We start from the raw sequence: 11092 nt of genomic DNA on the forward strand, positions 1-11092 counted from the left end.
CCGCTACCGCACCGCAAACTCGTTTCAACCGCCTACCGCCCGTCAGCACCGCAAATCCTGGGAGAGCGTAATCATTTTATCTTTAGCGATGGTTCAGATAGTTAGCAGCGTTTCCATAGGTGAAATCGACAGAGACTGATAGGTGCTGGTTGCTGAATACAGAGCGCGTGTCCTTCTTCTATTCGAGTTGTCTGATGTGGTCACACACCGGGCAGAGTAGGCTAACGATTGGGCCCCACGATGATAGATCGTGCTACCTCTGTCTCACTTGCCGACCTCAACGGTGAATCCAATATCCCGAAGCCGGTCACCGAGTGGATCACCGATTCCAGACGCAGGGGTCAGAATGCCACCATCCAACGGAGACTCAGTTGTTCCACGCAGCAGACACATGGCAGCTTCTCCAAGCATCTGTGAGGTCGCCCCGTATCCAGGATCGCGAGATGCACCAATCCGACTCATAACGGTAAATGGCCCATCTGTTGCGGTGCCACGACCGACAATAGTAACAACAAACCGGCCAGCTTCGATCTCCGACTGTGATGGGCCTGTTCCCGGATCTGGAAAGACAAACCGTTGCAATCCACGTCGAAGAAGGCCGCTGCTCATGGCTGCTCGTCCAATCCCGAGCCCAATCGTTATCCCACCGGCGGCAGCAGCACCGCCAACCCCTGAGCCTGTTGGAATGACCTCTGTACAGCGGAACTCACGGCCCCACGGATACTCCAGGAGCGCATTCGATCGTCTAATCACCCGTTCGTTGACCACAGCCATTGGAGACGGAGCCGTCCAAATTGAGCGGATGGCATCTCTCGTTGGTCGTCGTTGTTCGCCCCTATCTACACCCTGTCGTTCTCCTGGTGGGGCCAACGAATAGGGGTTGGAAATTGCCTCTCGGGCGATCGGATCGTTTTCGACAGCCTCGAATAATTTGATGAAGCTTGCCAAGGTCCCACCGCTCACCCCGCCTTTGCCCTCATCCAGATAGATGCGAACAAACTCACAGGGTTCACCGAACTCTTTTTGAGCGAACGATTGGAGCAGTTTCGTTCCGAGATCTGCCGGGATCGAATCGAACCCGCAGCCGTGAACGATCTTTGTCTCGGCAGCCACCGCCGCCTCGTGGTAGCGGTCGATCATCTCTCGCACCCAGTTGATTTCACCGGTCAGATCACAGTAGTCGGTTCCAGTTTCGATACAGGCCTCGACGAGTGGTGTCCCATACTCGGTGTAGGGGCCCACAGTCGTGCAGACGACCTTTGTTTGCGATACCATCTCACGAAGGGTCTCTGGTTCTGTGGCATCACCGATGACTGTTGGAATCTCATCTCTGTTATCTGTCTCACGTGCTAGGTCTGTGGCGAGTGTGTGGAGTTTGGATTGGTTTCGACCACCAAGGGCGACTGTAAGCTCATCAGCAGGATACTGGCTGACCAGATGTTCGGCAACGAATTGACCGACGAAGCCGGTCGCTCCCCAAACGACGATATCATACTGCGTGGTTCCGAGTGACACGAGCAAAAACACGTGCTGATGCTCAAAGAAACCCGTCTGTCAGGTATCGGTCATCGCTTACACTCGGGATGATGCCTTCTGGAATCGATCGTTAGATTTCGGGAGTAGAATCGTCGCGTCGTGCGAGGAAGATACCGGCGATGATGAAAATTGCCCCGAGGAGCAACAACCCTACTGTGAGTTCCGTGCCCGAAGCGAACACGCCAGCTCCGATCGCACCCGTCCCAAGAATGTGAAGGATCGCTGTTTGGTTCACACAGACTGTACGGGGAGAATGAATTTAACGCCATTGGAAAGCACAAACATATTGAATAACGGTAGCCCGACGCCAAGTCCGGATTGAGTCCGTATCGTGTGTGGATCACACAACCCTTCTCACCCGGGAGCTCTTGTGGGTACGTATGCAGTTGCATTGGCACCGTCGCAATCTTCAGCCGACTCCTAATCCGGCGCTGTCGACCGCCCTCACCGCTGCTAAACGGAACGATAGCTGCGTGGTGCCGGTATTTGTGCTGGATACTGCTATCTTGTCACGTGCCGACGCGTTGGGAGTTGCATTCATGCTCGGTTCTCTTCGCACGCTCCGAGACTGGTATCGGGACCATGGCAGTGACATCGTGATACAGCGCGGGGATCCGACCAAGGTCGTGGCTCGCATTGCTGAGGCTATCGGAGCCGAACACGTCGTGTGGAACAGAGATCACTCACGACTAGCCCGTGAACGTGACCACGCGGTTCGGTGTGCGCTTTCTCGCGCTGAGGTGGCCTACACATCCGTTGAAAGCCGACAGCCACCCGGGATGGGATCATCCACAACATCGGTCTCGGAACCAGAGGCTTGGTTAGCTAACCCACAGGTATTGGGAATCAAGACCCGGACAGTGCCACGGCTCTCAGATCTTGATGACGGCACATACGATTCAGCGCCCCTTATCGCTGGTACCGAATCTGCTCGAAAGCGATTGCGAGCCTTGTCGAACGGAACCACGTATCGTCGGTGTGACGATAGAGCCGACATTAGTCGTGTCGTATCCCGATCAGGGCGTTTTGTGTTGTCGGAGCCGTGACACAGATGGGATCAAAGACGCTCGATACGATCCTCGTCGCTGGTGCAACCGGGGGCGACGGTTGTGGGTGAGTCACTGTGTCGACACGGTGCCACTATGACATCCTCCCCGGTGTGAACAGTAGTTGCCGAACCTAGGTGAGACTCTCTCCTTGATTCAGGTAGCGTACACTCCCGTCAGCAACAGCCGCAAGCACGGTTGCACGTGCCAACTGAGGATTTGAAGCAGTGTACTGTTCTGGAATCAGCGGCACTGAAATCGGTTGGATCCCGTCTGCACACATTGCAGACACCCCGGCATATCTACCGACAGCTTCGGTCCCACTGTAGACGACGAATTGACCGTCCTCGTTTCGGCTGTACCGGTATTGGAACCGATCTGGGTGTGGAGCAGGGCAAGCGATTGCCTCGGCGGACTCAATGGTCGCGATCGGCTCGGAGTTCGACATGAGCTGTAGTTGTCGCGGCTCAGCAGGCTCACTCTCAGGGGCCTCAGCCCACGAGAGAGGTCCATCTGTAGGAGTACAGGCATAGCTGCCGTCGCCGAGTCGAATCCTCCCTTCGGTGGCGTAAAATTGTCTTGTGCCGTTCTGCGACCCAGCGAGCCCAAACGGAGGCGAGAGGAACTCGCCTACGGTATGCTCACAGTCTTGATTGACGGCCAGTATCGGAACCCGCCCACTGTCGACAGCAGTCGAAATAGCTGAGATAATAGTCAACGGTCGATCGTTGGCGAGCGGAACAATCTCAAGTGGTGCGTCGACGCCGACGAACGCAATAGCGTCACCCCGAACGACAGCTGGGTTGTCATCACTGATGGAGAAGTCACGATCCTGGAGGTCTCGTATGATTGGCTGGGTATCGACCGAAAACGATTCTACCATTAACACTGTTTATGATCTGGACAACGATAGCAGTTGTTGACCGACACAGACCGCAATCAGCATCGACTGGGCTGTGTGAACCGCCTCGGGGTCAAGCCCCGAGGCACTCGCCTTGTTTCCTCTGTAGAATGTCAAATAGGTGAAATACAAAACCAGTATCAAGCCACCAGTTTCGGGGCGTCGATACCGCGATTCGAAATACAACATCTGACAAATTAATCCACGCATACGCTCTAGATACACCCATTAGTTGGGCGATTTAGACTTTAAAATCGTACTTATACAGATATTAGTGCGTTCGTGTAAGGTTTATATGTACGCAGCCCTTTGGTAGTGGTAATGAGTGTCAAGGGGGTGTCGGTCTGAAGCACGGCTATATCACGGGTCGACGCTGGCTCAGTTGCCACTGGTCGACCCACAGACTGCTCGGTTGACTCGTTCACTGCCCACCCCAAAGATTTACTCTCCGTTTTGGTGCTTCCTTTAGACCAGCCCGACGGGCCGAATCTAAGCCGTCCCACCACGGCTTAGGGATTTATTGACTCGTGTTCACCACTCGCCGTGCACAACCACAAGACCGCCTTGAGAGAAACTCGATTCCTAGCAGTCGACGTCTGCGGCTGAGAGAGCGGCCGTCCACGTCGGGGCGGCTTACCAAAGCCTTGTTAAATCCGATTCAGAATAAAGGTACTCGTTGAGATTGAATTTGGTAATGGTCGTCTTGTAGACTGCTCAGAGTACATAGCTTCTTTCTAGAAGTGCTGGCCGCATTCTCTGCACTGCCAGACAGTGGCTATGTCGTCAGGGGCATATTCCGGATGCTTCCTGGGTGAGACGGCCGTTGCAGACACTATCTCGTTCGGGACGAGTCGGCAGTTCGATTGTGATTCCGTGGTGGTGAAGTTCGGCGAGTTGGTCCTCGACGTTCCTCGATTCCAGTACGATCCCACTAGCGTTCGGGTAGCAAGCTCCCGGTCTCTCGTGAGCAGTGTTCGGTCGGTCGACTGTGCCCGAGCACGGATTACGTCGTCAGCTTCAACATCATTATCCAGTGCGTAGAGCAATTGGAGTAACTAAGTGTGTCACTCGTTCTGGAAACACGGAAACGACCCAGTTCAATTTACAACCACCAGAGAGAACATACCAGTATGATCGAGGATGCTCGTGTGTTACGTGACGACTTTATTCCAGCCGAGGTCGTCCACCGCGATCCGGAGATCCAGCACATCTCGCGCGTCCTCAGTCCGCTTACCGAGGGCCAGCCTGCGGAGACATTGATCGTCACCGGGCCGTCGGGAGCCGGAAAGACCTGTCTCACACAGTTCACCGTCGACAGGCTCAAACAGGAAGTGCTGGATCTCCACATCCACTACATCAACTGCTGGCAGAACTACTCGCGGTTTCGGGTCCTGTATCGAATCCTGGAGGGCCTTGGCAAGACCGTCGACATTCATCGCCAATCGACACCCCACGACGAACTCATCGAACGACTTCGGACGCATACCGATTCACACAGCGTGGTCATCCTTGATGAAGCCGACCAGCTCCAGAATACGGCGATTCTCTACGATCTCCACCAGCTCCGACATATCTCGATGATCCTAATCGCCAACCGCGAAGCGGAGTTGCTGGCTCGCGTCGACGAACGGCTCAGCAGTCGACTCGTCGGCAGCGAACGGCTTGAATTCTCACGGTATTCGGACGACGAACTGGTCGAAATACTCCGAAAGCGTGCCGAGGCTGGCCTCGTGGATGGCGCAATCAGGAGCCCGGAACTCGAAACGATTGCCGAGGCGAGCGCGGGCGATGCGCGTGCTGCGATCAGCATCCTCAGAAATGCCGCCCGGAAGGCCCAGTTCGAACAGGCCGAACGAATCACCGAGTCGGTCGTCGCCGACTCCATCCCGAATGCCCGTCAAGAGATCCACCAGAAGAACCTCGACCGGCTAACCCCCGACCAGCGTATCGTCTACGAAATCATCGAGGAAGCCGGTGAAATTACGCCGAGTGAATTGTACCAGCGGTACAGCACCGAGGTCGACGATCCGAAAACCGACCGGACTGTTCGGAACTACCTCTCGAAGATGACTCGCTACAACCTTATCGCCGCCGAAGGGACGAGTCACGACCGCCAGTACAAACTGGCGTAAACGAGAGCCGCCGTCAGCACATGGAGTCACTCCGAGAAGCGGTCGGCTAACTCGTCGAGATTCTGTGTATCTCGGTTCCGCGCTTCGCCGAGGACAGCCGTTGCTGGACGGTCGTCCGCGCCCTCGCGCTGTAGTCCCCGAAATTCACGCATCGATCCGATCGGACGAGCCACCATGCGGCCGTCTTGCGTCTCGACAAACGCCACTTCTCCCGGCGCTGAGATGCCGTGTTTCTCTCTGAGTGGCTTCGGGATCGTCACTCGCGCCGTTTTCGAGACAACGACGATGTGCTCCTCGTAGTACGGTTCGGAATCACTCGACACGAGACATCATTCACGTTTCCTGTATTTGACCCTATTCGTGTCACTGACTCTGTGTTTATGTACCGACGACAGATCGTTGGTCAAGACGGAGCAACTGCGTTTCCAACCTATATTTCCAGGAGTATCCATACGCTGTCTCTCGAATCTGGGTCGATCACCTCGTCTTGGAACTTCCAGAAAGCCCCCGCCGAGTGTTATATCAACACTGGAGAGTCAGAACAGTATGCACACGTCCCAACCGATACCCGAACTCCCGGCCCTCGAGTCGGAACGCTATCTACTCACCGTCGACGACCACCCTCGGTCGGTACTCGCGTCGCTGGTCGTCGACCACGCACTGCTGAACGACGGGCCGGTCTACTGGGTCGACGCCCTGAACCATGCCGGGACGGATCCGATCGCCGCCGTCGCTCCGAGCCCACGAATCCTGGATCGGATTCATGTCGCCCGTGGCTTTACGCCGTACCAGCACCACTCGATTGCGGAAACACTTCTCACTGAGGCAGCGCACACCCCGCCGGGGTTGATCGTCGTGCCAGCGGTCGACGCGCTGTACCGCGAATCGATGACGGGCATCGAAGCCGAGGAACTGCTGGCACGGACGATCGCTACGCTGGTGGGACTCGGACGAAAACACGACTGTCCAGTGTTGTTCACCATTACACGCGAGGACGAACTGAGTGACACCGTCACGGCGGCTGTGACCGAGGATCTCTACTGTGAGCATACGTCGTATGGGCCACGCTTTACTGGCGAGGAGTTCGAGACACTCGTCTATCCGGTCGGCAACGGCCTCGTTCAGACGACGATCAGCTACTGGCAGTCGATCATTGAGGCCCGACAACCGGTGTATGCCGCCACCGAGGGACCAGCCATTGGAGGGTCGACGGCATGAGCACGCTCACGCCAGTCGCCTTCGACATTGAGACAACCGGCTTCGAAGCGACCGCTCGGGTGACGGTTCTCGGGCTCGTCTTTCCCGAGGCAGTCCGTGTGTTCGTCAATACCGGTGGGCACACAGTCGACGCCGAAGCACTCGAAGCCAGCCAATCTGAACGGTGTGACGAACACGTCGTCCTGACGACACACGACTCAGAGGTGGCGCTATTGAGAGCGTTCTCAACCACTGTCTCGGAGAAAATAGGGCCCAGAGAGTACTTTCTGACCGCCTACAACGGCGAGTTGTGGAAAAGCGGCTTCGACCTGCCGTTCCTTCGGACCCGGTTTTTGGCCCACGAGCTTCAATGGCCCTTCGAGGATGTCCCATATGCTGATCTGCTACCGATATTCAAAGCGCGATTCAACACGACACCCAGCAACGGGGATAACCAAGGGACGACGCTCGTGGATGTCTACCGGCGGCTCGTCGGTGGCGACCTCACCGCACTCGATCCGTTCGACGACAGTGCCGAGGCAGTCGACGCGTTCGAAAACGGAGAGTTCGACCGGCTCGTCCAGCACAACATTGCTGACATTCTGCGTACGCAGGCCTTGGCGAACGTCGCCCAACGGTACTGTAGCAAGAGCGACTTCAAACTAAAGTCGCTGTCTCCGACGGTGGGGTATTGAGCGATGGGCCGGACGAATCCAACGTTCCGCGATCGGCTCCGCCGACTCGAAGACGAGTGGCAACCCTTCCGCCGCGGACTGAGACGGGCAGACCAACCCCACTTCGATCAGTGCTTCGACGACGCCGTCGCACATGCGGCTGCTGGCGGCCAGCAGAATCCGGTCGACCCATGGCAAGCCCTGTTGCTCTCGATCGTCATCGAACAACAGCGTCGCATCGACGCACTCGAAACCGAACTCGCGGGAACACAAAACGATTCAACCGAGTGAGATGGTGTTCACACTCGACTTTACCGACGAGGGAGTTCGTCGCTGGTCGAAAACTCCGACGGGAGTGACCGAATCACTTGACGACTCGTATACTCCGTCGGTATACGCGACGAGCGAGGATCTCGACGCGTTACGACGTCACCTCAACCGTCGGCACGACGTCGTTTCGACAGCAGTCGAACAGTGGCGGCCCGGATTCAGAGACTCACAGACGGACGTGCTTCGCGCTGACCTCGATTCGATAGACAGGATACGTCCGATTGCAATGTCGATCCGGGAGGCTGGCCTCCCCGGCACGAACCGGTGTTTCAACGTTGATTTCAGCCCGCAGTTCCGCTACTGTCTCGAGACGGACATCGATCCGACGCCGACCCGCTCGCTTACGACGTGCCGTCTCAGCGTTGAAGAGACCGAACTACTCGACCCACCGATCACGACCCTCACCATCGACGGAACCGAGCTAACCGGGAAGCCACAGACGCTCATCGGAGACCTCACAGCACACCTCGATGAGGTCGATCCGGATGTTCTCGACCTGTCGACCGCCGAGCTCATTCCCGCGTTGGACGACACCGTAGCCGACGCGAATATGAAGTTGCGTCTCGGTCGGTATCCTGGATACACACAATTGGCGGGGGCCTCAACGTTCGAAAGCTACGGTCGTACCGGCCATTCACCAGCGCGATATACGGTTCCAGGACGTATTATCATCGATCGCTCGAATACGTTTTTCTACGACGAGTCGAATTTGGATGGCTGTCTCGATCTGGTCTCCCGGTCGTCGAAACCGCTCGAAGAGCTGTCGTGGGCCTCGATTGGAAACGTGCTGACTGCGATTCAGATCCGCGAAGCCAGAGAGCGTAACGTCTTGATGCCGTGGAACTCCTGGCGACACGAGTTTTTCAAGCCGATGTCAACGCTCCACGACGCAGACAGAGGGGGATTCACCTTCGAACCCACAGTGGGAGTTCACGAGGATGTACACGAACTCGACTTTTCGAGTCTGTATCCGAATATCATCGTCACACGGAACGTGAGTCCCGAAACCGCCCAGTGTGAGTGCCACCGTGGGCGGTCGGATGTGCCCGAACTGGGGTACAGTATCTGTGACGACCGTGGCTACCTGTGTGACGTCCTCGAACCACTGATCAGCGACCGAGATGATATCAAGGCCGAACTACGCGAGTGCGAGGATAGCGATGAAAAAGCGGCACTGGAGGGCCGGTCGTCGGCGATCAAATGGATTCTCGTCAGTTGTTTCGGCTATCAGGGCTTTTCGAACGCGAAGTTTGGCCGCATTGAGTGCCATGAGGCGATCAACGCCTACGCGCGTCAGATCCTCCTCGATGCGAAAGCCACGTTGGAAGCAGGCGGCTGGCGCGTCCTCCACGGGATCGTCGACAGTCTCTGGGTGACTCCGAGAGCAGGTGACTCCCAGACCCCACTCGATAGGTTGGCAGCGGAGATTTCGGAAGCGACAGACATTCGGTTGGAATACGAAGCCGAGTACGAGTGGATCGCGTTCGTCCCCCAGCGCAATGCTGACCGTGGCGCGCTGACCAAGTATTTCGGTCGCTCAACTGACGGTCAGTACAAGTACCGAGGAATTGAGTGTCGACAGCGAAGTACGCCCGAGTTCATCAGTGAGGCACAAAAACAGCTCATCGAGGTCTTCGACGACACGCGTGATCCCGAAGCGGTCTGCGGTCGGCTCTCACAGCTCCGGAGCCGGCTTTTCAGTGGTGAAGTCAACCCGAATAAGCTGGTAACGGAGATTCGGATCTCGAAAGATCCTGAAGAGTACACGCGACGGACGGTAACTATGGCCGCACTGAAGCGTGCGACAGCACTGGGATTGGATCGATCTGCGGGCCAGACAGTCGACTATGTCGTCGTAGACGACACGAAACAGTCCGCTGAGCGTGTCCGTCTATCGCTGGAGAACCCAACTCGGTACGACCCAGACTATTACGATCGGGAACTCATTCGAGCCACAACATCCGTGCTATCTCCGTCTGGGTGGTCTGAAGACCAGATTCGACAGCACCTCTCGGATACAAATCAACCCTCGCTTGAGTCGTTTTGAACGAGTATCGAGCTACCGTCAAGCGATGTCTTAGGGCGGGTTGTCGCCAGCGTTGAGGAATGCGAGCGTGTCTCTGTGGTATGCAACTCGCCAGAGTTTCATCACAGCTCGCGTCACCAGATGCACGTCGACCTGCTCGATGCAGGAGTTTTCAACATCGCTTGGATCTGACGAGGCGTTTGGCGGCGGATGGAAGTGAGCGAGACCGGCGACAAGAGGGAAATCACCTCCCGTAGGATGGCTTCTCCATCGGAAATTGCGGTTCTGTTCGTCCGTATAGTGGAACCTGTAGTCACCGTGGGTCGTCCTTGTTGGCTACACCGACGTGGGCGCAAGATGCATTCTTAATATCCGTCAAAAACCACCCAAAGTATGGCCTCCTGGTTTGAGATTTTGGTCACCGCTTTCTTTCTCCAGTTACTCGCTCTTCCCGGTGAAAAGGGGCAAATGGTGATCGCTGCCCTCGCCACAAAATATTCTCCGTATATTGTTGTAGCCGGAGCAGCCACGGCTTTCGGCGGCTGGACGGTTCTCGAAATTCTGCTTGGGAATGCTTTGAAGGGTACGCTGCCAGCGGTATTACTCGACGGAATCACGGCTGGATTGTTCGTCGTCTTTGCCGCTTGGATCCTCTACACCTCGATACTCGAAACAAACGAAGGCGACACGGAAACTAGAGCGATGGTCGACAAAAATAATAATCGATTCGGAGACCGCCTCAATAACACAGTTGACATCGTACCTTCTCGCTTCGCTGGATTCGTCCCGTCGTTCTCACTGATGGTGTTTGGCGAATTCGGAGACAAAACGCAACTCGTCACGATCAGTCTCGCCGTCCAGTATGGGGCCCACCCAGCGATCTGGTTCGGCGAAATGCTCGCGATCATCCCGGTTAGTTTGATTACGGCCCTGTTCTTTTCGCGGGCGTCAAGCTATGTCAATACCCAGTGGGCCCGTTATACCGCCGCGAGCATGTTTGTTCTCTTCGCATTCGACATCGTAGCGAAGTACGCTTTCGGATGGCACTTTCTCCCGTTTTAGCCGATGGGAAATCAAACTACCCGTCGTTTCGCTGGTCGCCCTTCTCGAGTATCGAGCAGGGAGTGAACTACCCCGCCCTGCTCGGCCTGACGGCCTCGCTGAGGACGGGGCTTCCTGTTTCCACGACGCGCTTTGCAGGAACCGAATTGGTTCCCGTAGGGAGCGCAGTCTCCACAGGCATTGAATCG

11 protein-coding genes and 1 pseudogene are annotated in these 11092 nt (G+C 56.3%); 7 read left to right on the forward strand and 5 right to left on the reverse strand.

The features are described 5' to 3' along the window. Positions 1 to 264: 264 nt before the first annotated feature. Together O2S87_RS16775 and O2S87_RS16780 are read right to left on the reverse strand one after the other, a co-directional pair. Positions 265 to 1515, reverse strand: coding sequence for a saccharopine dehydrogenase family protein (locus tag O2S87_RS16775; protein ID WP_475409908.1), 1251 nt, complete (start codon positions 1513 to 1515; stop codon positions 265 to 267). Between the two features lie 91 nt (positions 1516 to 1606). Beyond that, a complete protein-coding gene (locus tag O2S87_RS16780) occupies positions 1607 to 1771 on the reverse strand; it encodes a hypothetical protein (RefSeq protein ID WP_475409909.1) in 165 nt (54 codons plus the stop codon). A gap of 145 nt (positions 1772 to 1916) precedes the next feature. On the opposite strand from O2S87_RS16780, the gene O2S87_RS16785 reads away from it, so the two are divergent. Continuing rightward, a complete protein-coding gene (locus O2S87_RS16785; protein WP_475409910.1) occupies positions 1917 to 2582 on the forward strand; it encodes a deoxyribodipyrimidine photo-lyase in 666 nt (221 codons plus the stop codon). A 133-nt stretch (positions 2583 to 2715) separates the two neighbouring features. On the opposite strand, the gene O2S87_RS16790 is transcribed toward O2S87_RS16785, so the two are convergent. Continuing rightward, entirely contained in the window at positions 2716 to 3465 is a 750-nt protein-coding gene (locus O2S87_RS16790) for a hypothetical protein (RefSeq protein WP_475409911.1), read from the reverse strand. 1148 nt (positions 3466 to 4613) lie between these two features. On the opposite strand from O2S87_RS16790, the gene O2S87_RS16795 reads away from it, so the two are divergent. Continuing rightward, positions 4614 to 5615 (forward strand): Cdc6/Cdc18 family protein, encoded by a 1002-nt coding sequence (locus tag O2S87_RS16795; RefSeq protein WP_475409912.1) that lies wholly within the window; start codon positions 4614 to 4616, stop codon positions 5613 to 5615. 26 nt (positions 5616 to 5641) lie between these two features. On the opposite strand, the gene O2S87_RS16800 is transcribed toward O2S87_RS16795, so the two are convergent. Further along, on the reverse strand, positions 5642 to 5938 hold the full coding sequence (locus O2S87_RS16800; RefSeq protein ID WP_475409913.1) for an AbrB/MazE/SpoVT family DNA-binding domain-containing protein: 297 nt from the start codon (positions 5936 to 5938) through the stop codon (positions 5642 to 5644). A 223-nt stretch (positions 5939 to 6161) separates the two neighbouring features. Between O2S87_RS16800 and O2S87_RS16805 the strand changes: the two genes are divergently transcribed. The 4 genes from O2S87_RS16805 to O2S87_RS16820 are packed head-to-tail and all read left to right on the forward strand — an operon-like array spanning position 6162 to position 9863. Continuing rightward, on the forward strand, positions 6162 to 6833 hold the full coding sequence (locus O2S87_RS16805; RefSeq protein ID WP_475409914.1) for a P-loop NTPase family protein: 672 nt from the start codon (positions 6162 to 6164) through the stop codon (positions 6831 to 6833). Then, on the forward strand, positions 6830 to 7507 hold the full coding sequence (locus tag O2S87_RS16810) for a hypothetical protein (RefSeq protein ID WP_475409915.1): 678 nt from the start codon (positions 6830 to 6832) through the stop codon (positions 7505 to 7507). Before O2S87_RS16805 ends, O2S87_RS16810 begins: the two co-directional genes overlap by 4 nt. Positions 7508 to 7510: 3 nt before the next feature. Then, positions 7511 to 7777 (forward strand): DUF8156 family protein, encoded by a 267-nt coding sequence (locus O2S87_RS16815; protein ID WP_475409916.1) that lies wholly within the window; start codon positions 7511 to 7513, stop codon positions 7775 to 7777. A gap of 1 nt (position 7778) precedes the next feature. Continuing rightward, positions 7779 to 9863: a type B DNA-directed DNA polymerase gene (locus O2S87_RS16820; RefSeq protein ID WP_475409917.1), complete on the forward strand. Its 2085-nt coding sequence runs from the start codon at positions 7779 to 7781 to the stop codon at positions 9861 to 9863. Between the two features lie 30 nt (positions 9864 to 9893). On the opposite strand, the pseudogene O2S87_RS16825 reads toward O2S87_RS16820, so the two are convergent. Then, a pseudogene (locus tag O2S87_RS16825) lies at positions 9894 to 10151 on the reverse strand (toxin-antitoxin system TumE family protein); the annotation flags it as partial. Positions 10152 to 10235: 84 nt separating this feature from the next. On the opposite strand from O2S87_RS16825, the gene O2S87_RS16830 reads away from it, so the two are divergent. Beyond that, positions 10236 to 10904 (forward strand): TMEM165/GDT1 family protein, encoded by a 669-nt coding sequence (locus O2S87_RS16830; RefSeq protein WP_475409918.1) that lies wholly within the window; start codon positions 10236 to 10238, stop codon positions 10902 to 10904. Positions 10905 to 11092: the final 188 nt, after the last annotated feature.

The organism is Halohasta sp. A2, assembly GCF_056175805.1.